General features: G+C 37.8%; 24 protein-coding genes. 22 read left to right on the top strand and 2 right to left on the bottom strand.

Annotated features, from left to right (window positions below; translation table 11 throughout):
- Nucleotides 1-2: 2 nt before the first annotated feature.
- The 19 genes from spoIIIAD to spo0A all read left to right on the top strand — a co-directional run bounded on the left by spoIIIAD (nt 3) and on the right by spo0A (nt 18,251).
- A complete protein-coding gene (spoIIIAD, locus tag AC4QJR_RS20345) occupies nt 3-392 on the top strand; it encodes a stage III sporulation protein AD (RefSeq protein WP_373561647.1) in 390 nt (129 codons plus the stop codon).
- A gap of 31 nt (nt 393-423) precedes the next feature.
- A complete protein-coding gene (gene spoIIIAE / locus AC4QJR_RS20340; RefSeq protein WP_375375661.1) occupies nt 424-1,623 on the top strand; it encodes a stage III sporulation protein AE in 1,200 nt (399 codons plus the stop codon).
- A gap of 11 nt (nt 1,624-1,634) precedes the next feature.
- Nucleotides 1,635-2,264, top strand: coding sequence for a stage III sporulation protein AF (gene spoIIIAF, locus AC4QJR_RS20335; protein WP_496524004.1), 630 nt, complete (start codon nt 1,635-1,637; stop codon nt 2,262-2,264).
- Nucleotides 2,257-2,910 (top strand): stage III sporulation protein AG, encoded by a 654-nt coding sequence (gene spoIIIAG / locus AC4QJR_RS20330; protein WP_496524003.1) that lies wholly within the window; start codon nt 2,257-2,259, stop codon nt 2,908-2,910. The genes spoIIIAF and spoIIIAG overlap by 8 nt, the downstream gene beginning before the upstream one ends.
- A 207-nt stretch (nt 2,911-3,117) precedes the next feature.
- Entirely contained in the window at nt 3,118-3,687 is a 570-nt protein-coding gene (locus AC4QJR_RS20325) for a SpoIIIAH-like family protein (protein ID WP_098576554.1), read from the top strand.
- A gap of 251 nt (nt 3,688-3,938) precedes the next feature.
- A complete protein-coding gene (accB, locus tag AC4QJR_RS20320) occupies nt 3,939-4,451 on the top strand; it encodes an acetyl-CoA carboxylase biotin carboxyl carrier protein (protein ID WP_098574927.1) in 513 nt (170 codons plus the stop codon).
- A gap of 18 nt (nt 4,452-4,469) precedes the next feature.
- A complete protein-coding gene (accC, locus tag AC4QJR_RS20315) occupies nt 4,470-5,825 on the top strand; it encodes an acetyl-CoA carboxylase biotin carboxylase subunit (protein ID WP_098574926.1) in 1,356 nt (451 codons plus the stop codon).
- Nucleotides 5,826-5,843: 18 nt separating this feature from the next.
- On the top strand, nt 5,844-6,254 hold the full coding sequence (locus AC4QJR_RS20310) for an Asp23/Gls24 family envelope stress response protein (RefSeq protein WP_251457176.1): 411 nt from the start codon (nt 5,844-5,846) through the stop codon (nt 6,252-6,254).
- A gap of 223 nt (nt 6,255-6,477) precedes the next feature.
- Nucleotides 6,478-6,876 carry a transcription antitermination factor NusB gene (gene nusB / locus AC4QJR_RS20305; RefSeq protein WP_098574924.1) on the top strand — a complete coding sequence of 133 codons (399 nt, stop codon included), beginning with the start codon at nt 6,478-6,480 and terminating at the stop codon, nt 6,874-6,876.
- 33 nt (nt 6,877-6,909) lie between these two features.
- On the top strand, nt 6,910-7,767 hold the full coding sequence (gene folD, locus AC4QJR_RS20300; RefSeq protein ID WP_496524002.1) for a bifunctional methylenetetrahydrofolate dehydrogenase/methenyltetrahydrofolate cyclohydrolase FolD: 858 nt from the start codon (nt 6,910-6,912) through the stop codon (nt 7,765-7,767).
- Between the two features lie 91 nt (nt 7,768-7,858).
- Nucleotides 7,859-9,217 (top strand): exodeoxyribonuclease VII large subunit, encoded by a 1,359-nt coding sequence (xseA, locus tag AC4QJR_RS20295; protein WP_496524001.1) that lies wholly within the window; start codon nt 7,859-7,861, stop codon nt 9,215-9,217.
- The gene (locus AC4QJR_RS20290; protein WP_311315808.1) at nt 9,207-9,440 is read left to right on the top strand and encodes an exodeoxyribonuclease VII small subunit; all 234 of its coding nucleotides are present in this window, start codon (nt 9,207-9,209) and stop codon (nt 9,438-9,440) included. Before xseA ends, AC4QJR_RS20290 begins: the two co-directional genes overlap by 11 nt.
- A 3-nt stretch (nt 9,441-9,443) precedes the next feature.
- Nucleotides 9,444-10,337: a polyprenyl synthetase family protein gene (locus AC4QJR_RS20285; RefSeq protein ID WP_496524000.1), complete on the top strand. Its 894-nt coding sequence runs from the start codon at nt 9,444-9,446 to the stop codon at nt 10,335-10,337.
- 188 nt (nt 10,338-10,525) lie between these two features.
- The gene (gene dxs, locus AC4QJR_RS20280; protein ID WP_496523999.1) at nt 10,526-12,421 is read left to right on the top strand and encodes a 1-deoxy-D-xylulose-5-phosphate synthase; all 1,896 of its coding nucleotides are present in this window, start codon (nt 10,526-10,528) and stop codon (nt 12,419-12,421) included.
- Nucleotides 12,422-12,424: 3 nt separating this feature from the next.
- The gene (locus AC4QJR_RS20275) at nt 12,425-13,264 is read left to right on the top strand and encodes a TlyA family RNA methyltransferase (protein ID WP_496523998.1); all 840 of its coding nucleotides are present in this window, start codon (nt 12,425-12,427) and stop codon (nt 13,262-13,264) included.
- Between the two features lie 161 nt (nt 13,265-13,425).
- Entirely contained in the window at nt 13,426-13,875 is a 450-nt protein-coding gene (gene ahrC / locus AC4QJR_RS20270; RefSeq protein ID WP_098574917.1) for a transcriptional regulator AhrC/ArgR, read from the top strand.
- A gap of 15 nt (nt 13,876-13,890) precedes the next feature.
- A complete protein-coding gene (gene recN / locus AC4QJR_RS20265; protein WP_496523997.1) occupies nt 13,891-15,609 on the top strand; it encodes a DNA repair protein RecN in 1,719 nt (572 codons plus the stop codon).
- 180 nt (nt 15,610-15,789) lie between these two features.
- The gene (spoIVB, locus tag AC4QJR_RS20260; RefSeq protein WP_496523996.1) at nt 15,790-17,079 is read left to right on the top strand and encodes a SpoIVB peptidase; all 1,290 of its coding nucleotides are present in this window, start codon (nt 15,790-15,792) and stop codon (nt 17,077-17,079) included.
- Nucleotides 17,080-17,459: 380 nt separating this feature from the next.
- Nucleotides 17,460-18,251 (top strand): sporulation transcription factor Spo0A, encoded by a 792-nt coding sequence (gene spo0A, locus AC4QJR_RS20255; RefSeq protein ID WP_098574914.1) that lies wholly within the window; start codon nt 17,460-17,462, stop codon nt 18,249-18,251.
- 83 nt (nt 18,252-18,334) lie between these two features.
- On the opposite strand, the gene AC4QJR_RS20250 is transcribed toward spo0A, so the two are convergent.
- A complete protein-coding gene (locus AC4QJR_RS20250; RefSeq protein WP_144547617.1) occupies nt 18,335-18,472 on the bottom strand; it encodes a YycC family protein in 138 nt (45 codons plus the stop codon).
- A 37-nt stretch (nt 18,473-18,509) separates the two neighbouring features.
- On the opposite strand from AC4QJR_RS20250, the gene AC4QJR_RS20245 reads away from it, so the two are divergent.
- Nucleotides 18,510-19,238 (top strand): glycerophosphodiester phosphodiesterase, encoded by a 729-nt coding sequence (locus AC4QJR_RS20245; RefSeq protein ID WP_496523995.1) that lies wholly within the window; start codon nt 18,510-18,512, stop codon nt 19,236-19,238.
- Nucleotides 19,239-19,346: 108 nt separating this feature from the next.
- Here AC4QJR_RS20245 and AC4QJR_RS20240 read toward each other — a convergent pair whose 3' ends face one another.
- Nucleotides 19,347-19,580, bottom strand: a complete 234-nt coding sequence (locus tag AC4QJR_RS20240; protein ID WP_098574911.1) for a DUF2627 domain-containing protein — start codon at nt 19,578-19,580, stop codon at nt 19,347-19,349.
- Nucleotides 19,581-19,762: 182 nt separating this feature from the next.
- Between AC4QJR_RS20240 and AC4QJR_RS20235 the strand changes: the two genes are divergently transcribed.
- Both AC4QJR_RS20235 and yqiS read left to right on the top strand, forming a co-directional pair.
- The gene (locus tag AC4QJR_RS20235) at nt 19,763-21,838 is read left to right on the top strand and encodes a sigma 54-interacting transcriptional regulator (protein ID WP_496523994.1); all 2,076 of its coding nucleotides are present in this window, start codon (nt 19,763-19,765) and stop codon (nt 21,836-21,838) included.
- 129 nt (nt 21,839-21,967) lie between these two features.
- Nucleotides 21,968-22,873, top strand: a complete 906-nt coding sequence (gene yqiS / locus AC4QJR_RS20230) for a phosphate butyryltransferase (protein WP_496523993.1) — start codon at nt 21,968-21,970, stop codon at nt 22,871-22,873.
- Nucleotides 22,874-22,882 lie beyond the last annotated feature (9 nt).

The raw sequence follows: 22,882 nt of genomic DNA, 5'->3' as shown, positions 1-22,882 counted from the left end.
AGATTGAAATCATAAAAATCGTCGGCATATCACTCGTAGCAACCTTTCTCGCATTAATTGTAAAGGAACAAAAACCTAATTTTGCTTTTCTCCTAGTCGTCTTTGTAGGTTGTGTCATTTTCCTATTTTTAGTCGATAAAATATATGAAATTATTCATATGCTTGAAAAACTTGCAGTGAATGCAAATGTGAATATGGTTTATATTGAAACGATCCTTAAAATTATTGGAATTGCGTATATAGCTGAATTTGCGGCCCAGATTACCAAGGATGCAGGTCAGGGAGCACTCTCTTCTAAAATTGAAATAGCCGGAAAAATTATTATTCTTGCAATGGCTATTCCGATTTTAACTGTTTTAATAGAAACAATCATAAAGCTTATTCCAAGTTAATGACATACCTGAAAAAGAGGTGTTAAGGAAATTGAAGCAGCGATGGCAGTTTATTCCTATTACCATTCTCGTATTCTTTTTTTTATTGATTCCAAATGTACAAGCTGCTGAAGAGGGAAAAGACCAAACCAATCCGCTTTCCCCCCAGGAGTTGGTTGATGAACAGCTCAAATCGCTCGATATCACAGAACTTAAACAATTTTGGGAGGACATCAAGTATAAATATGGGGGATTCCTTCCAGAAAGTCAGAAAGGCAGTTTGTATGACTTCATTAGTGGTGAGAAAAAATTTTCTTTAAAACAATGGGGATTGGGAATCGTTAAATTTGCCTTTCAAGAATTTGTTGCAAACGGTAAATTACTAGGTTCATTGATTATGTTAACCATTTTTAGTATGTTCCTTCAGTCAATGCAAAATGCTTTCGAGAAAAGCGCCATTAGCAAAGTTGCCTATTCGATTGTTTATATGGTGTTAGTCATTATTGCCCTAAACAGCTTCCATATCGCAATCAGTTATACAAATGAGGCAATCGGGTCGATGATCTCGTTTGTGCTTGCTCTTGTCCCACTTTTACTTGCATTAATTGCAGCATCAGGAGGCCTGATTTCAGCAGCCTTCTTTCATCCGGTGATTTTATTTCTTATGAATATGAGCGGATTGTTTATGCAGTATATCATTCTGCCTCTCCTTTTTCTTGCTACACTTTTGAGTATTGTGAGTACGATGTCCGAGCAATATAAAGTGTCACAACTAGCAGCCTTGCTAAGAAATTGGAGTATTGGACTTATGGGACTCTTTTTAACTGTGTTCCTTGGTGTAATCTCAGTACAAGGGGCTTCGGCGGCTGTTTCTGATGGAATAACGATTAGAACAGCGAAGTTTGTGACAGGAAATTTTATTCCTGTAATCGGGAGGATGTTTACAGATGCTACAGATACGATCGTTAGTGCATCAGTCCTATTAAAAAATACGGTAGGTATTGCTGGGGTGGGAATCTTACTTATTATCGTGGCCTTTCCGGCTATTAAAATATTAATGATTGCCTTTATATATAAATTTGCCGCTGCAATTTTACAGCCGTTAGGCGGCGGCCCAATCATTACCTGTCTAGATATTATTAGTAAAAGTGTTATATATGTTTTCGCAGCACTGGGTATCGTGTCACTTATGTTCTTTTTATGTGTAACAGTTATTGTTGCAGCTGGAAATCTGACGATGATGATCAGATAGGGGGGATAAAAATGGATTTTTTAATAGAGTGGGTAACGAATATTATTCTTTTTATCTTATTAGCAACGGTAATTGATATGCTCCTCCCCAATTCAAGTATGCAAAAATATACGAAAATGGTTACGGGGCTCCTCTTAATTGCCATTATTCTAACCCCAATCTTTAAATTGATCTCCAAGGATTTTGAAACTGCACTTGGATCTATCCCTTCATATCAAGCCCCTGGAGAAAAAAATATGAAAAATTCAATAGATTTGAAGAAAAAAGAAATACAAGCCTTGCAACATGCATATATTTTAGAAGAAATGGCTGTCCAACTGGAAAAGGACGTGAAAGAGGAGTTGATGGAACAATACGGATTGGAGATCGCAAAAATTGATCTAGCTACAAATGAAGAAAGCGACCAAGCATTCCCTGAAAACCTCCAAAAGGTTATGGTTCTTCTGAAACAACCAGAAAATGAAGTGAAGACAGTCGAAGCAATTAAACAAATTGAAATTAACACAGAAACACCTCTTCCATCTAAAAGCTCAACAGAAGAAACTGAAAAAATAGCCGCTTTTCTTTCGCAAAAATGGAATGTGACCGAAAAAACAGTTGAAGTTTCGATTGAAGGGGGGAGTAATAACAAAAATGGATAATAAAAACCAGGGGCCATTTTCATGGCTTAAAAGGGTACTGAAAATCGAAGGAAGTTCTGAAAAGAAGCCAGGTAAATACCAATATATGATCGTTGTTTTATGCATTGGTGCAGCCTTTATGCTTGTTGGCAATATTGTCTTCAAAAAAAACCCGAGTTCAGCAGATATCCCGGTTACGGCCAATGATAAGGTCGAAGCCGAAGATGTACCTGCATTTGGTCTAAACCAAGGTTCCGGCAATAAGACAGTGTCTGCATATGAGGAAAAATACGAAAGTCAACTTAAGAAAGCCCTCCAGCAAATGTTAGGAGTAAACGATGTGACAGTGGTCGTCAACATCGACTCAACTGATAAAAAGGTCCTAGAAAAAAATAGAGTTTCCAAATCACAGACGACAGAAGAAACAGATCGAGAAGGCGGGGAACGTAAAGTTCAGGAGGCCTCAACAGATGAACAGCTTGTGATTATCCGTAATGGTGAAAAAGAGGTTCCTATTGTAGTAGAAACAAAAAAGCCTGAAATTCGAGGGGTCCTAGTAGTCGCGAAAGGCGCAGATAATATTCAAGTAAAAAAATGGATTGTAGAAGCCGTTACACGCGCCTTAGATGTACCAAGCCATCGGGTAGCAGTAATGCCTAAAAAATAGACTGTGTTAAAGCTTATTGTTGATATTGGCACCCTGTTGATTGGAGCGGAAGGCACGAAGACTCCTGCGGGAGGACGGGGCAGGGGAGACCCCGCAGGAGCGCAGCGACGAGGAGGCTCCCCGGACCGCCCGCGGAAAGCAAAGTGCCTGGAGCAGAAATCAACAGGCCAGTTTAAAAGACCTAAAAAATAAAAGGGGTGTTTTTAGATGTTATTGAAAAAACAAACAGTTTGGTTATTAACGATGTTAAGTTTAGTTGTTGTATTATCTGTTTATTACATCACATCACCAGAGCAAAAGGGTAATGATCTTGCAGCTATCCAGCAAGATGCCAAGGAACAAAATAAAGGAAAAACAACAACAAAAACAACAACAAAAACAGAAGCAAAAGATGATAAAACAATTGTATCAACCGTTGCTGGTGATCAAGAGTTTGAAGAACTTCGAATGAAGTTAGATGACCTAAGAAGTCAACAGCAAGAGGATTTAACGACTGAGCTTGCATCAACTGATCTTCCAGCTGTCGAACGCAGCAAAGTAAAAGACCAAATGGATAAATTAAATCAAACTGCACAAAAAGAAGAAATACTTGAAACGCTAATTAAAACAATGGGTTATGAAGATGCATTGGTCAGAGCTGATGGTGAGGAAGTACGAGTTACCGTTAAATCTAAGAATAAGCCTTCCGCAACTGAAGCAAATAAAATCATCTTACAAGTGAAAAAAGAAATTGGTGAAACCAATTATGTAGCAGTAGAATTCCAGCCAACAAAATAAGTTACGAGCAAAAAGGAAAGTCACTGACTTTCCTTTTTTTTGATTGTGGACCCTCATATAGGGTAAAATAATATGTTGTGAGACATCCACTGTCCAAAATTTCCTTTTGTTCATAAAAATATTAAGATAGAGGGATAAGGCAGAGGGTGGGATATTCTATGGTGAAAATATACATCATTGAACTTTCACTAGATATTATCGTATAGTTATAGTAGTTAGTCATAATTTTGTTGTATGAGGGGTGTAACTCAATGTTAAAAGTTCAAGAAATTCGCGAATTAATAAAATTGGTGGACCAATCGAGTATTGATGAGTTTGTATATGAAAACGAAGGTTCAAAAATTAAAATGAAAAAAAATGTTTCTGCTACATATGTTTCACAAGTTAGTGCTGCTCCATCTGTAATTGAAACTGTACCAACTTCAGTAGCACCAATCGTTCAAACCGCAACACCATCGGCTGCCGTTCAGGAAGTAAGCCAAGAAGATCAAAAGCAAGAACCTGTAAAGCAAGCCGATACAACAAATCTTCACAAAATTGTCTCACCTATGGTTGGAACTTTCTATGCTTCACCAACACCAGATGCTGACGCTTATGTTAAACAGGGATCGAACGTCACAAAAGATTCCATTGTGTGCATTGTAGAAGCAATGAAATTATTCAATGAGATCGAAGCGGAGATTGACGGAGAAATCGTTGAAATCCTCGTTAAAGATGGACAATTAGTAGAATACGGCCAGCCTTTATTTTTAGTAAAGCCATAAGTTAGGAGCGATAACAGGATGATAAAAAAACTGTTAATTGCAAACAGAGGGGAAATTGCAGTTAGAATTATTCGTGCATGTCGAGAAATGGGTATTGAATCCGTAGCTGTATTCTCTGAAGCAGACCGCGAAGCATTACATGTTCAGCTGGCAGACGAGGCCTACTGCATAGGACCAACTTCATCAAAAGACAGTTATTTAAATGTAACCAATCTTATTAGTGTAGCGAGGTTAACAGCTTGTGACGCTATCCACCCAGGGTATGGGTTCTTAGCCGAAAATGCTGATTTCGCAGAGCTTTGCCGGGAATGCAATATTACATTCGTCGGTCCAAGCCCTGAAGCGATTACAAAAATGGGTACAAAGGATATTGCAAGGGAAACCATGCGGGAAGCCGGTGTTCCAATTGTCCCAGGGTCAACTGGGATTATTAACGACATCGATGAGGCGCTTGAACTTGTGAAAAACATCCAATATCCAGTAATTATTAAAGCCACAGCTGGCGGAGGCGGCAAAGGAATTCGTGTTGCCAAGAACGAACAAGAATTAGTAAAAGGCATTAGTATCACACAGCAGGAAGCGATGACAGCCTTTGGAAATCCTGGTGTCTACATTGAGAAATATATTGAGGATTTTCGTCATGTTGAAATACAAGTCCTTGCTGATTCCTATGGTAACACTATTCATTTAGGAGAAAGAGACTGTTCCATTCAACGCAGACTCCAAAAGCTTCTTGAAGAAACCCCATCTCCAGCATTAGATGGAGAGATAAGAGAAGAGATGGGAAATGCGGCTGTAAAAGCTGCGAAAGCAGTTGATTATTCAGGTGCCGGCACGGTAGAATTTATATATGACTACCGCAATCGGAAATTTTATTTTATGGAAATGAACACACGAATTCAGGTGGAGCATCCTGTAACGGAAATGGTCACCGGAATAGATCTCATTAAAGAACAAATCCGAGTGGCTTCTGGAGAGAAACTAAAGTTGAATCAGAAGGATGTAACTTTCACTGGATGGGCAATCGAGTGTCGGATTAATGCCGAAAACCCGGAAAAGAATTTTCTTCCATCAGCCGGAAAAATCAACATGTATCTTCCACCAGGTGGATTTGGTGTACGAATTGACTCAGCAGCATATCCAGGGTATACGATTCCGCCATATTACGATTCCATGATTGCAAAAGTCATTGCATATGGCGCAAGCAGGGAAGAGGCAATTTCAAGAATGAAACGTGCTTTAAGTGAATTTGTTGTAGAAGGTATCCATACAACCATTCCATTCCATTTAAAACTGCTCGATCATGAAAAATTTGTAGAAGGCAGCTTTAATACAAAATTCTTGGAATTGCATGATGTGATGAAGTCTCATTAAAAATTGGAGGTGCTATGAATGAGTGAATTTAGTGTCTTGGAAATGGAACAAGGCAATAACGGACATGGGAAAGTTGAAATTGCTCCTGAAGTAATCGAAGTTATTGCAGGTATTGCTGCATCTGAGGTGGAAGGTGTTGCTGCGATGCGTGGAAATTTCGCAACAGGTGTGGTTGAACGGTTAGGGAAAAAAAACCACGGAAAAGGCGTTAAAGTGGAACTAACCGAGTCAGGAATAAAAGTTGATGTTTATTGCATGATGAAGTTTGGAATATCCATTCCATCTGTTGCAAGTAAAGTTCAGGATAATATTCGGCAAGCATTGCTGAATATGACTGCTCTAGATGCTGAGGAAGTTAACATTCATGTAGTGGGCATACAATTTGAAAACCAAAAGAATGAACAAGAGATTATTGACACGGAAGTCTAAATTATGGAAACCAAAGGAGTTTATTCCTTTGGTTTTTCTATTTTTGGAATATAGTTTTAAATAAAAGTGCTTACATAATGGAAAAATAACAAGGTTAGAGTGCGAATCATTTTTAGTTATGCTATTATCGTTAATGTGAAACCTATTCTATGACTTATTACCATTGATGTGTATAAAAAATAGACAAAATTTAATTAATTTCTCTAAAGGAGTTAAATGTATAATGAAAAGAAGAACAGCAAGGGAAAAGGCATTGCAGGCACTTTTTCAAATTGATATAAGTAATACTGAGCCTTCAGCCGCAATTGAACATGTACTGGAAGGGGAGGCGGGTGACGAATATCTTACTAGTCTCGTTCTAGGGGTAATTGAACAAAAAGCCGCAATTGACAATTTAATCAGTGAAAATCTAGAAAAATGGTCGATGGACCGCTTAGCGACAGTTGACCGAAATTTATTAAGAATAGCTGCCTATGAAATGAAATTCTTTAGAACAGAGGTCCCAGAAAATGTTATTTTAGATGAAGCCATCGAAATAGCAAAAATATATGGTGATGACCAATCAAGTAAGTTTATTAATGGTGTACTTTCAAAAGTAAAAAATAAGCTGCAAAACAATTAATGATTTGAGAATTAAGTGAAGGGTGAAGAGAAAATGACCGCTATAATTATTAATGGAAAAGAAATTGCAGAAAAGAAAAGAATGGAAATAGCTGAAGAAGTTAGCAGAATAAAAAGACTTGGGGTAACACCAGGACTTGCGGTTATCCTTGTCGGAAATAACCACGCTTCTCGGACATATGTAACAAATAAAGAAAAAGCCTGTAAAGAACTAGGAATGAATTCTGTTTTAATTGAATTGCCAGAGGAGATTTCTGAAGAGGAGTTACTCTCTAAAATTGATGAGTTAAATAATGATATTAATATTCACGGAATATTAGTTCAGTTACCTATTCCTAAACATATTGATGAGAAAAAAGTGATTGAATCAATTTCTCCTCTTAAAGATGTTGATGGATTTCATCCAATAAATATTGGCAGAATGATGACAGGGCAGAATGCCTTCCTCCCATGTACTCCTTACGGAATTATGGTCCTCCTAGAAGAGACAGGTATTTCAATAGCTGGGAAGCATGTTGTTGTGGTTGGGAGAAGTAATATTGTCGGCAAGCCGGTGGGACAATTATTCCTTAATCAGCATGCAACTGTTACATACTGTCATTCGAAAACAAAAGATTTAAAGTTACATACAAATCAGGCGGATATCCTGATTGCTGCTGTTGGGATAGCTAACTTTATTAAAGCTGAGCATGTAAAAGATGGTGCTGTCGTCATTGATGTAGGTATTAACCGTAATGAAGCCGGAAAGCTTTGTGGTGATGTTGATTTTGCTGAAGTGTCCGAAAAAGCCGGATACATTACACCTGTTCCTAAAGGTGTTGGTCCGATGACAATTACGATGCTTATGTATAATACCCTAAAATCTGCTGAAGAGAGTCTTGACCGCAATTAGAGGGGAATTGTCCTTATCTGTTATTTTAGATAAGGACTGTTTTTCGCTAATCGAAGTGTTCTTTATTATTGGGTAAAAAAAGGAGTTACATATGCAGGAACAAAGATATTTAACTGTGAATGCTCTAACCAAGTACATAAAAAGAAAATTTGATGCAGACCCGCATTTACGAGATGTGCATGTAAGAGGTGAAATTTCAAATTTTAAACAGCATTCGAGCGGACATATGTATTTTACCTTAAAGGATGAAAGGGCCCGAATTCTTGCCGTTATGTTTTCAAGTAACTCTCGTACTATGAAATTCACACCCGAAAACGGCATGAAAGTGATCGTAAAAGGTGAAATTTCGGTATATGAACCAAGTGGTCAATATCAGATCTATATCAAAGAAATGCTTCCAGATGGAATTGGGGAATTGTTTTTAGCTTATGAACAGCTTAAACAAAAACTTGAATTAGAAGGGTTATTTGCGCTTGAAACAAAAAAGACGATACCATTATATCCGAAAACAATTGGTGTGATTACTTCGCCCACAGGGGCTGCCATTAGAGATGTCATTACTACCATTAAAAGGCGATATCCTATTGCAAATATTCTTGTCTTTCCTGCCCTTGTACAAGGTGAAAATGCTGCACCATCGATTGCCAAGGCTATCTCTCAAGCAAATAGTATGACCGGAATTGATGTGCTAATAGTTGGACGAGGCGGAGGTTCCATTGAGGAATTGTGGGCCTTTAATGAAGAACTCGTTGCACGTACAATTTTTTCTTCCGATATTCCTATCATTTCAGCCGTTGGACATGAAACTGATTTTACCATTGCCGACTTTGTCGCAGATTTACGTGCACCTACACCAACTGGTGCAGCTGAACTGGCAGTTCCGCATATTGAAGAGTTAATGGAAAGAGTCTTGCAGCGGCAGACTCGCCTTCTTCGTTCAATGAAAGGGAAATATCAGTTAGAAAAAGAACGGTTAACACGTGTTCAGAAATCCTATGCCTTTCGTTATCCACATCGACTATATGAACAAAAACTAGAGCAGGTTGATAAACTAACAGAACTGCTTGTCCGTGGTGCGTCTAGGTTGTCTCAGATTAAAAAAGGGCAACACGAAACTATTCATAAACGCTTACAAAGGAACCATCCGAGCCAATCTTTACACGAAGCAAATAAACGATTAGATCATACCAATAAAGAAATGAAACGTGCCATGCTCCAGGTATTTTCAAAAAAACAAACTGAATTTGAACGAATTCTTTCCACCTTAGGGGCATTAAGTCCTTTGAAAATTATGGAACGTGGCTATAGTTTAGCATATTCGGAAGAGAACAGACTGATAAAAAGTATTCATCAAGTGAGGATGAATGAGCAAGTTCAGATTCAATTAACAGATGGCAGTCTATTTTGCAAAGTCGAGAATATTAAGGAGAGTGAAAAACGTGAAGACTGAAAATAAACTATCCTTTGAAGAAGCGATGACTAAATTAGAGCAAATAGTGGATAAGCTTGAAGAAGGTGATGTACCTTTAGAAGAAGCGATTATCTTCTATAAAGAGGGTATGGAGTTGTCCAAACTTTGCCATGATAAATTGAAAAATGTTGAAGACCAATTAACACAGATTATTACGGAGGACGGTCAAACAGAGAGTTTTACCATTGACGAGGAGGTATAAGACTTGGGAACCGGGTTACTAGATGCATTTGCGCAAGAATATAAACTTCTGCTTGATTCGGAGCTTCGGACTTTAGTTAATAAGCTTGATGCCCCCCCAATCATAAAGGAATCGATGATTTATTCCCTTGAAGCAGGTGGCAAACGTATACGCCCATTATTACTATTCGCTACTTTAGACTCATTTGGAGTTGAGCCGCAAAAAGGGCTTTTTGCTGCTTCGGCTATTGAGATGATCCATACATACTCTCTCATACATGATGACTTGCCAAGCATGGACAATGATGATCTAAGGAGAGGAAAGCCGACAAATCATAAAGTTTTTGGTGATGCAATAGCTATTTTGGCTGGAGATGCATTATTAACTTATAGTTTTGAGGTAATAGGGAACATTCCCCCTGAGATTGCATCAGATGCAACGAAACTAAAATTAGTGATTGAATTAGCAAAGGCTGCAGGCACAGAAGGAATGGTTGGCGGCCAAGTGGCCGATATGGAGGGTGAAGGGAAATCCTTAACTTTAGAAGAACTTGAGTATATACACATACATAAAACAGGAAAATTGCTAAAGTTTAGTGTTCTTGCAGGTGCGATTATGGCAAATGCGACACAAGATCAATTAGAGAACCTTTCATCATTTGCCCATCACTTAGGTCTCGCTTTTCAAATTCAGGATGATATTCTTGATTTAGTTGGGAACCAACAATTAATTGGGAAGCCTGTTGGCAGCGATACTAATAATCATAAAAGTACTTATCCGCAGTTGTTAACATTAGAAGGGGCAACTGCAGCATTGCATAAACAAATCAATCTGTCAAAGAAGTATTTAAGCCTGACAGGATTGAATACAAACCTACTTTTGGAAATAACTGATTTAGTTGCTTCAAGAGACCATTAATATACGGAATTTGAGGCATTGAAATAAGTGTGTTATAATTATTTTCATTGTAGAAAACGTTGTCAATGCCGTTATCACTCAAGTGTTAGCGGCTATTTTTTAATCAGAGTTAAATTTTCTGAATGTGTCCTTTTTACACAGCTACTAAACAGAGAATGCATAAACGTATGAAAGTGAGTGGTCCAAAAATGGATCTATTATCAATAAAAGACCCGTCCTTTTTAAAAGGCATGTCGAATACCGAATTGGAGGCTTTAAGTCAAGATGTCCGAAAGTTTTTGATTGAAAAGCTGTCTGTTACTGGAGGCCATATTGGACCAAATTTGGGTGTTGTTGAATTAACTATTGCTTTACATAAATGTTTTAACAGTCCTACGGATAAGATTATCTGGGATGTGGGACATCAATCCTATGTTCATAAAATTTTAACTGGCAGGGCTTGTGAGTTTGATACATTGCGGCAGTATAAAGGCTTATGCGGATTCCCGAAACGAACTGAGAGTGAGCATGATGTATGGGAAACGGGTCATAGTTCCACATCTCTTTCAGCGGCGATGGGGATGGCTATAGCTAGAGATTTAAAAAAGGAAAAATCTTTTGTTATTCCTGTGATCGGCGATGGTGCTTTAACTGGTGGAATGGCGTTGGAAGCCTTAAATCATATCGGACACGAGAAGAAAGACATGATTGTTATCTTAAATGATAACGAGATGTCAATCGCGCCTAATGTTGGTGCCGTTCATAATATCCTTGGCCAATTACGCACAGCTGGAAAGTACCAATGGGTTAAAGATGAATTGGAAGTACTACTGAAAAAAGTACCGGCAGTGGGTGGGAAATTAGCCGCAACTGCTGAGCGAGTGAAAGACAGCCTTAAATATTTATTTGTTTCAGGAATGTTTTTTGAGGAACTAGGTTTTACCTATCTCGGTCCAATTGATGGTCATAATTTTGAAGCGTTATTTGAAAACTTCAGCTATGCCAAAAAGACAGAAGGCCCAATCCTTCTGCACGTCATTACTAAAAAGGGAAAAGGTTACCAGCCAGCGGAAAGTGACAAAACAGGGACATGGCATGGAACTGGACCTTATAAAATGGACACAGGTGCCTTTGTTAAGCCAGCAAAAACTCCACCGCCAGCCTGGAGCAGTCTTGTAAGTGAAACTGTTCGTAAGCTTGCTCGAACTGATGACCGAATTGTTGCGATTACACCAGCGATGCCTGTGGGTTCCAAACTTGAAGGCTTTGCAAGTGAGTTCCCTGAGCGTATGTATGATGTCGGGATTGCTGAGCAGCATGCTGCGACAGTTGCAGCTGGTTTAGCTACACAAAATATGAAACCTTTTCTTGCTATTTATTCAACCTTTTTACAACGAGCCTATGACCAAGTTGTTCACGATATTTGCAGGCAAAATTTAAATGTCTTTATGGGAATTGACCGTGCCGGTTTGGTTGGCGCAGACGGAGAAACCCATCAAGGTGTGTTTGATATAGCTTTTTTAAGGCATATTCCCAATATGGTATTAATGATGCCAAAGGATGAAAATGAAGGCCAGCATATGGTATACACCGCACTTAATTATGATGACGGGCCGATTGCGATGCGATTCCCGCGTGGAAATGGACTTGGGGTTCCAATGGATCAGGAATATCAAAATATTCCAATTGGTACATGGGAAGTTCTTAAAGATGGCGATGATGCAGCAATCTTAACCTTTGGAACTACCATACCGATGGCGTTAAAAGCTGCTGAGATCCTTAATAAGAAGGGGATATCTGTTAAGGTTGTCAATGCCCGTTTTATTAAGCCATTGGATGAAAAAATGCTAACTAATCTCCTTTCAAAACATATGCCGATTCTCACCATTGAGGAGGCTGCATTACAAGGCGGTTTCGGGAGTGCAATTCTTGAGTTTTCGCAAAACCATGGCTTTTATCATTCACACATTGACAGAATTGGAATACCCGACAAATTTATCGAACATGGGGATGTTAACTCCCTTCTTGAAGAGATTGGTTTAACAACCGAAGAGGTAGTCAAAAGAGTTTCCATTCTAGCTAGAAAAAAACAACAAAGGGCTTAAGAAATGAAAAATAAAGAACGGTTAGATGTATTACTAGTAGAAAGAGGTTTAATCGAAACAAGGGAAAAGGCAAAGCGGTCAATTATGGCAGGGCTTGTTTATTCAAATGAGGAGCGGTTGGATAAACCTGGAGAGAAAGTCAAAATTGATATCCCGCTTTCTATAAAAGGAAAAGTGCTTCCATATGTCAGCCGCGGGGGATTAAAGCTTGAGAAGGCTTTAAAAGTTTTCGATGTCAGTGTTGCAGATAAAGTACTCTTAGACATTGGATCGTCTACAGGAGGCTTTACAGATTGTGCACTTCAAAATGGAGCAAAGATGTCCTATGCCTTGGATGTAGGTTATAATCAACTCGCCTGGAAACTTAGACAGGATGAACGAGTTGTAGTGATGGAAAGGACCAATTTCCGCTATGTCACACCAGCTGATTTAATTGGAGAAATGCCGAATTTCGCCACAATTGATGTTTCCTTTATCTCGTTAACTTTAATCTTGCCAGTTTTAAAAACACTTTTAGTTACTGGAAGTGATGTAGTGGCTCTGGTTAAACCACAATTTGAAGCAGGCCGTGAGCAGGTTGGGAAAAAGGGAATTGTCCGAGATGAAAAAGTGCATCTTCAAGTAATTGATAAAATCATAAATTTTGCGGTCCAACAAGGGTACACGATTAAAAACTTATCCTTTTCACCAATTACAGGTGGTGATGGGAATATTGAATACTTGCTCCACTTAAAATGGGAAGGCGAACGGGAAACGGGCGACAATCAATTACCTGTCACACCTGTTGAAATTGTAAAGGACTCCCATTTGGAATTTAAAACAAAACAAAATTCAGAAGGATAGGCAGAGGCTTATCCTTCTCTTCGTATTCAAGGCCCTTAATCCGCAGCCATTTTTTAAAGAAAAAATGTACAAGTTTATAAAAATCGGCTAACATATGGGTAGAAGCACGTTTTAGTACAAAATACATAGATAAACTTTTTTAATGATTATGGGGTGAGACAATGAATAAAGGCCAACGTCATATTAAAATAAGAGAAATTATTGCAAGTAATGACATAGAGACACAAGATGATTTAGTGGATGAACTGAAGAATGCAGGCTACAATATAACCCAAGCCACGGTTTCAAGGGATATTAAGGAGTTACATCTTGTTAAAGTTCCCTTAAGCGACGGAAGGTATAAATACAGCCTGCCTGCCGACCAAAGATTTAATCCATTACAAAAATTAAAAAGATCATTAATTGATGCGTTCGTGCGAATCGATGCAGCAGGTCACTTGCTTGTCATGAAGTGCTTGCCAGGTAATGCAATGGCCATAGGCGCATTAATTGATAATCTGGATTGGGAAGAAATATTAGGAACCATCTGCGGTGATGATACGATGTTAATTATTTGCCGAACTCCAGAGGATACTGAAGTAATCACCAATCGGTTCCTAGATATGCTTTAATTGGGGGAATGTTCCTTGTTAGCTGAATTATCTATTAAAAATTTCGCCATTATCGAATCCTTGTCTGTAACTTTTTCAAAGGGATTAACGGTTTTAACGGGAGAGACTGGAGCAGGAAAATCAATCATTATTGATGCTATTCATTTATTAGTTGGAGGCAGAGGGTCTGCAGAGTTTGTTCGGCATGGCGAGGAGCGTGCCGAAATTGAAGGACTTTTCCAGCTGGATGATAGTAAACATCCTGTCATTGCTAAAGCTCTTGAATTTGGCATCGATATTGATGAAGGAATGGTTATATTACGACGAGATATTTCCCAGTCGGGTAAAAGTATTTGCCGGGTGAATGGGAAGTTAGTGACGATTGCTACTCTTAGGGAAATTGGGTCAACACTTGTTGACATTCATGGTCAGCATGAGCATCAGGAATTAATGGATGAGTCGAGACACTTAACCTTGTTAGATCAATTTGGTGCGGATGATATTTTTCCATCTCAAGGGGAATATCAGCAGGTTTTTCGGCGTTATGAGCAAACATTGCAAAGGTTAAAAGCATTAAGTGAAAATGACCAACAGACTGCCCATCGGCTCGATCTTATTTCGTTTCAATTGGATGAGATCCAAAATGCAAATTTAAAGATAAATGAAGATGAAGAACTTTTTGAAGAAAAAAGAAAACTGAATAATTTTGAACGAGTGTTCGAAGCTCTTCAATCGAGTCATAACGCCTTACAAGGGGAACAAAAGGGGCTTGATTGGATTAGTATGGTAATGGGGCATCTCGAGGATGCTGCTGCCATTGATAGCGCATATAAGGACATGTATGAAGCGGTTTCAAACAGCTACTACCAATTGGAGGATGCTGCACGGTCCTTAAGAACTGAATTAGATGCATTAGAGTTTGATCCTCAGCGGTTGCACGAAATTGAAGATCGCCTAAATGAAATTAATCGCCTAAAACGGAAATATGGTAAAACCATTGATGAAATATTAGAATACGCCAGAAATATTGAAGAAGAAATTGAAACATTACAAAATAAAGAAACGCATATAAGCGAATTAGAAAAAGAATTAGCCTCGATAAAAAAAGACTTAATGCTAGAAGCAAAACAATTAACGGAAATTCGTCTAAAATGGGCTGACAAACTTACAAAGTTAATACATAAAGAGTTAAAAGAGTTGTATATGGCGAAGACTGTTTTTGAAATTCGCTTTGAGTCTAACCCAATGCAGTTTACCAAAAATGGGGTGGACCATGTCGAATTTTACATATCAACTAATCCTGGTGAGCCACTAAAGCCTTTATCAAAAGTTGCTTCAGGAGGGGAATTATCACGAATGATGCTGGCATTAAAAAGTATTTTCTCTCAGCATCAAGGCGTGACTTCAATTATTTTCGATGAAGTAGATACAGGGGTGAGCGGCAGGGTTGCTCAGTCTATTGCCGAGAAGATCTATAAGGTGGCAAGCCTTTCCCAGGTTTTATGTATTTCGCATTTGCCACAGGTTGCTGCGATGGCCGATATACACTTGTTTATTTCCAAACTTATTAAAGGCGGAAGAACAAAGACTTCTGTTACTCCATTGCAGCTTGAAGATAAAATTAATGAAATCGGCCGGATGATTTCTGGATCTGAAATAACCGACCTTACAAAAAAACATGCTGAAGAATTATTATATTTAGCTGCAGAGAGTAAGAAAAGCGGCAGTGGAGCACTGATCCGACTTAATCGTTAGTTTTAGACATTTTTCCATTCAGAAAAGCTATATTTACTATATTTTTAATAAAAATTGTAATGCTATCCATTTCGGGTAGCTTTTTTATGTTGAACCAAGTTATAAATGATTGTCAAGGAGGCAAAATTAAAGATGTAGCCATTTAAGTTTAATGAAAAGAAGCGAGGAGAGTGAAAAAATTTGAAGTTAGAACTAATTAGAAAGATTATTGGTGGAATTCTCCTTGTTTCATTAATTAGCCTTATTTTTTTTCAGCCTATACAGCAATATCTCGCGATACCCAAGACTATTACGGTTTTCGAAGGACAAGACTATACTTTTCAAAAGGCTGTACCGGTATCAGCCTCTTTGGTTTCTCAAAATTCAAATATCACTTTGGATGAAGGAAAACACACGGTTTCAATGGCGGCATCTAAAAATGGTAAAAATGAAATGCTGTTAGAATATGCGGGGATACCGATCAAGAAGGTAGATGTACGTGTATTAAAAGATTTTAGGGTTATACCAGGCGGACAGTCGATTGGAGTGAAGTTAAATACCGTAGGTGTATTGGTAGTGGGCCACCATTTAATCAATACCATTTCGGGAAAAAAGTCTCCAGGTGAAATTGCAGGGATAAAAATTGGGGATATCATTACAGAAATAAATGGTAATAAAATAGAAAAAATGACGGATGTGGCACCATATGTGCAATCTGCTGGACAAGAAGGTAAAGCGCTCAATATGGTTATTAGTCGAGAAAGTGGAAAATTTACTACAAAACTTACCCCATTAAAAGAAAAAGGGGAAAACAATTATAAGCTTGGTTTGTATATTAGGGATTCTGCAGCAGGAATTGGAACAATGACATTTATTCACCCACAATCAAAAAAATATGGTGCCCTAGGGCATGTAATATCTGATATGGATACAAAACAACCGATCGTTGTAGAGGACGGCCAAATTGTCCGTTCCACGGTTACTTCTATTGAAAAAGGGAGTAACGGAGACCCGGGTGAAAAGCTTGCACGCTTTTCGTCGGACCGTGAGATAGTTGGGAATATCCAAAAAAATAGTCCATTTGGAATTTTTGGAGAGATGGTCAAAGATTTAAAAAATGGTGTTATGGATAAACCACTGCCGATTGCCTTATCGCATCAGGTAAAAGAAGGACCTGCTAAAATTTTAACGGTTGTAAATAATGACCGAGTAGAAGAATTTGATATTGAAATCGTAAGCACAATTCCGCAAAAGTTTCCAGCAACCAAAGGCATGGTAATCAAAGTAACCGACCCTAAACTCCTTAAAAAAACAGGAGGAATTGTTCAAGGGATGAGCGGTAGCCCAATTATTCAAGATGGAAAACTAATTGGCGCTGTTACACATGTTTTTGTTAATGATCCAACCTCCGGATACGGAGTACACATCGAATGGATGTTAGATGAAGCTGGAATTAACATATATGAAATGCCAAAAAATAAAGCAAGTTAACAATTGGGAGCAAAATAGGAAAAATCCCTATTTTGCTTTTTTTACATTGACTGTGTTCCAGGTTAATGTTGAATTTTTACACTTTGTTGATTGAAGTGCCTGGAACGGAAATCAACAGCCAAGTTTAACACAGCCATTACATAAAAGTTTTTCGACAAAAATAACCCAAACATTGGAAAAAACGCGTTTTACGTCGAAAAGGTGAGAAAAACAAAGAAAAGATAAGATTTTATCACTATTTTAAGAAATATTAAAAAAATGAGAGGAATTTTTGTTGCATTGTCGAATTTCTAATTTAGAATATAATTAGGAGAATACAACTGATTAGGAATGTAAGTTGAAATAGAGGTTATGAACTGAACCCTGAGGAGGAACTGGAAGTGAAGAAAATCAAAGTATGTGTCGTTGATGACAATAGGGAACTAGTAGGATTATTAGAGGACTTTATTTCGTCCCAGGATGATATGGAAGTTGCAGGGATTGCCCACAATGGTCAGGAATGTTTAGAAATGTTATCGCAAACGGATCCTGATGTTCTAGTTTTAGATATAATCATGCCCCACCTAGATGGCTTAGCAGTATTAGAGCGCCTCCGTGAAATTAAAAAAGGAGTTTTGCCGAATGTAATCATGTTAACCGCATTTGGACAGGAAGATGTTACGAAAAAAGCGGTTGAACTTGGTGCATCCTACTTTATTTTGAAACCATTTGATATGGAGAATCTAGGCAGCCATATTAGACAAGTTAGTGGAAATACTAACTCTTTTACCCGAAAATCAACATCCTCCACCTACCGTACTCAAACTGAACAAAAACCTAAAAACTTAGATGCCAGTATTACAAGTATTATTCATGAAATTGGTGTCCCAGCCCATATTAAAGGGTACTTATATTTACGAGAAGCCATCTCCATGGTTTATAATGATATCGAACTTTTAGGTTCCATTACGAAAGTGTTATATCCAGATATCGCAAAAAAATACAATACGACTGCAAGCCGTGTGGAACGAGCCATCCGTCATGCGATAGAAGTAGCTTGGAGCCGTGGAAATATTGATTCTATTTCCTCGCTGTTCGGCTATACGGTCAGTATGTCTAAAGCAAAGCCAACCAATTCCGAGTTCATTGCAATGGTTGCTGACAAGCTTCGTCTAGAGCACAAGGCGTCTTGAACTGAATAACAATGAGAAAAGCCTTCATCACAAAAATGAAGGCTTTTCTCATTCTTTAAAGTTGAATCAAGCTTTTTAGAGAATTATTTCTTTTCATTCTCTAGTTCCATCAGTTTTTGAATAAGAATATGTTGAGGCATATGCATAAGCTGTTCTATCGGAACATTTAACTTTTGGGAAAGCTTTATGGCCGTTTCAGGTGATAACTGTAAGGGTTTCATTAGTAATCCTCCTATATTGAAGTTGGGAAGTGAAAAGATGACTCAAATTTTTGCGCACCGTGGTTATTCCGCTTCTTTTGCCGAAAATACACTAACAGCCTTTATAGAAGCAGAAAAAGCCGGAGCTGACGGATTAGAATTGGATGTACAATTAACTAAGGACGGCGAAATAGTTGTCATTCATGATGAAAAAGTTGATCGAACTACGAATGGTAAAGGGTTTGTCAAAGATTTTTTATATAAAGATTTAAGAAAGTTGAATGCGAATAATAAAAACAGCAAAATGGAACCAATTCCAGCATTAACGGAAGTGTTGGAGTGGCTATCTACAAATAAATTGTTATGTAATATTGAACTGAAAAATGGACTTATTCCCTATAGAGGGTTGGAAGAAAAAGTCATTCAGCTTATTTACAAATATAAGTTAGTGGATAGAATTATTATTTCCTCTTTTAATCATTATAGTATTGTCTATACCTACAGTATCGCACCGGAAATAGAAACAGCTCCTCTATTTCTTGAGGGAATTTACATGCCATGGGTCTATGCTAAAGCAATTCGAGCAAAAGGGATTCATCCCAAACATTCTGCGATATCTAATGAAATTATCATTAAAACCATTGAAAATGGGATTGCTGTACGACCTTATACAGTAAATAAAGAAGTAGATATGCAGCGTCTGTTTAATATTAATTGTACGGCACTTATTACTGATGACCCAGTCAAGGCGTTAACAATACGAAAGCAATTTGAAAAGAGACCGTAGGGGCCTCTTTTTATTTTTTTGCTGTGTTATACTTGTTTGTTGATTTCTGTTCCAGGAGCTTCCACTCCCAATCAACAAAGTGCAATCAGCATTAACCTTTAACACAGCCTATTTTTTAAATCTCTTTTGAACTTTGCTTCTTTTTCGATCGCGGTGGAAAATAAATCCTGCGACGAAGCCTAGTCCTCCGATAAAAAAGATTAATCCAGTTAGAAATTGAAGTAATAAATTAGGAAATGGTGCTTGTACTATTCCGAATAACATATCACGCATTAATTTAATGCCAATAGCAGCTAGGATACCTGGAATTAATACAATCAAGAGGGCAATAATTCGCTTCATAAATAAATCCTTCCAATATCAAATTTTGCAAAGTGAAAGCCTTAGTTTGATTATATCTCAAGAAAATATTATTACATAGAAATAATTTGTCAATAATTGTGATTAAAGTTAAAATGAATATGAAAAAAGTTGCATGGATTTCCTAAATATTATGAAAAAAATTTCTTATGAGAGGTATTTAAATGCAAAACGTAATGATTGTTGGTGCAGGAAAAGGTGGTACGGCAATCTTAAAAATCCTAAAAGAATCTGAGGTTTTAAAGGTAAGTGTTGTCGTTGATCGGAATTTAAATGCACCTGGCATGTTGTTAGCCCGCAAAGAGGGGATAAATACTGGTACAGATTGGCAGCCTTATTTAACTGACCAGATTGATATTATTATCGAAGTTACTGGAAATGAGGTAGTATTCCAAGAGTTAAGAAATACAAAAAGTAAACAGACCGTTTTGATTCCAGGAAGTGTTGCCTTTCTAGTTGCAAAGATTATGGAAGAAAAAGAAGATCTCATTGAAAAGCACAAAAATGAATCCTACCAGCAAGAACTTATTTTTAATGCAACTAATGACGGAATGGTTGTTATTGATAAATATGGTAAGGTCATTTTATTTAACACCCGCGCACAAGAAATTATCGGTGTAACAAAGGAACATGCAATTGGCAAATATGTAGTCGAAGTTATTCCTACAAGCAGACTCCCTTTCATCCTTGAGTCAAGAAGAACAGAAGCAAACCAAGAACTGGTTTTAGAAAATGATCGAAAAATTATTACTACGAGGATTCCTATTATCGAGGAAAATGGCACCTTGATAGGAGCGTTTGCTGTCTTCAAAGATATCACTGAAGTGGTTAATCTTGCAGAGGAACTTACAGATTTACGGGAAATTCAAACGATGCTTCAGGCCATTATTCATTCTAGTGATGATGCCATTTCTGTTGTGGATGAGAATGGCAGGGGAATTCTTATTAATCCTGCTTACTCACGGATTACAGGTCTTACACAGGAACAAGTAATAGGCAAACCTGCCACAGCCGATATTTCTGAGGGCGAGAGTATGCACATGAAAGTGCTGCAAACGAGAAGAGCTGTTCGCGGGGTACCAATGAGAGTGGGACCCAGTAAACGAGAAGTTATTGTGAATGTTGCTCCAATTATTGTAAAGGGAAAGTTAAAAGGCAGTGTCGGTGTTATCCACGATATGTCTGAGATGAAATCTTTAAGCAGGGAATTAAATCGTGCACGCCAACTCATTCGCAAACTTGAAGCGAAATACACCTTTGAGGATATCGTCGGCCAATCCGATGAAATGATGCTGGCGATAGAACAAGCAAAATTAGGAGCAAAAACCCCTGCAACCGTCCTCCTGCGAGGTGAATCGGGTACAGGGAAGGAACTGTTTGCTCATGCCATACATAATGCCAGTGACCGGAAATATAACAAATTTATCAGGGTCAATTGTGCTGCCATTTCGGAAACCTTGTTGGAAAGTGAACTATTTGGCTATGAAGAGGGTGCTTTTTCGGGTGCAGTGAGAGGCGGAAAAAGAGGCTTTTTTGAAGAAGCAAATAATGGGAGTATTTTTCTTGATGAAATCGGTGAGCTTCCAGTGAATACGCAGGCAAAGCTGCTCAGGGTTCTGCAAGAAAAAGAAATCATCCGAGTAGGCGGAACAAAGCCTATTTCCATTAATGTTAGGATTATTGCGGCAACTAATGTCAATTTAGAAAAAGGTATTGCTAAAGGCTCCTTTCGGGAAGACTTATATTATCGATTAAATCGTATGCCAATTCATATTCCGCCATTAAGAAAACGTATTGAAGAAATCCCTCTTTTAAATGAGCGGCTAATTCAAAAAATAAGCCAGGACTATGGAAGGAATGTAGAAGGAATTACCCCGTCTGCATTGAAGCAATTAATGGAATATGACTGGCCGGGAAACGTACGAGAATTAGAAAATATTCTTGGAAGAGCGATCATTTTTATGAAATTTAATGATCAGTTTATAGATGTGCAGCACTTACCGGAATTAAAAAATCAACAAAACCTAACGGAATCATCTGTAAATAATACTACTGATTCCGTAGTTATGGATCGTACATTATCAGATATGATGGAAGAATTTGAGGCTAAAATTATTAAGCAGACACTTCTTCGTTTGAATGAGAATAAAACATTAACAGCAAAAACGCTTGGATTGTCTGTAAGGAATTTATATTATAAGATTGAAAAATACAAGATTGAAAAAAATAGCATGCAATAAATTTCATATTTGAAAAAAAATGCACACTTGAATGCGAATGATAAAGCGTTTTCATAAACTGTGATTTGGCATGGAAATTGCATATTATAGAATGGGAGTTGCAGTAAAGGAGAAAGGGTTGATGACAACTTGTTGCTTGATTCACTAATTGAAAAAGCAGCCCAAGAACGAATAAACACCGTTGCAGTTGCTGCGGCAGAAGATTTAGAAGTCATCGAAGCAGTTATCGCTGCTTTAGAACAAAATCTTGCAAAATTTATTCTTTTCGGTGACGACGAAAAAATCAAATCCATAATAAAAGAAAAACACCCAAACATTAGCGAACTTAATTTAAAAGTTGTCAATGCTGATTCAATTGCTGCAGCGGCAGAATTAGCTGTAAAGGCAGTCTTTAATAAAGAAGCAAATGTCCTGATGAAAGGGAATATTCCCACAAATATTTTTTTAAAGGCAGTCCTGAATAAAGAGCATGGATTGAGGACAGGAAATGTTTTATCACATATTGCTGCATTTGAAGTTCCTGGTTTCAATCGTTTTACGATCATTACAGATGCTGCAATGAATATTGCTCCGGATTTAGAAATGAAAGCACAAATTATTAAAAATGCAGTTTCCGTTGCAAGGTCAATTGGAATAGAAATACCGAAAGTGGCACCTCTAGCTGCAGTGGAAGTAGTAAATCCGGCTATGCAAGCTACATTAGATGCTGCTGCATTAACGGTAATGAATAGACGAGGACAGATTTTGGACTGTATTGTGGATGGTCCATTAGGGTTAGATAATGCTGTGTCAATGCTTGCTGCAGAACATAAAGGGATTCATAATGATGTAGCTGGAAATGCAGATATTTTATTAGTACCAACCATTGAAGTTGGCAATGTTTTATATAAATCATTAATTTATTTTGCAAATGCAAAAGTGGGCGCCGTTATTGCCGGAGCAAAAGTACCAATTGTGTTAACTTCCAGATCAGATTCTGCTGAAAGTAAGCTTTATTCAATTGCACTAGCGGTATGCTGTGCTACATCAAAATAGATAGTCAAT

It is taken from the genome of Neobacillus sp. BP17 (assembly GCF_059579525.1).
The sequence above is the reverse complement of the archived record's forward strand: the minus strand, read 5'-3'. Positions and strand labels throughout refer to the sequence as shown.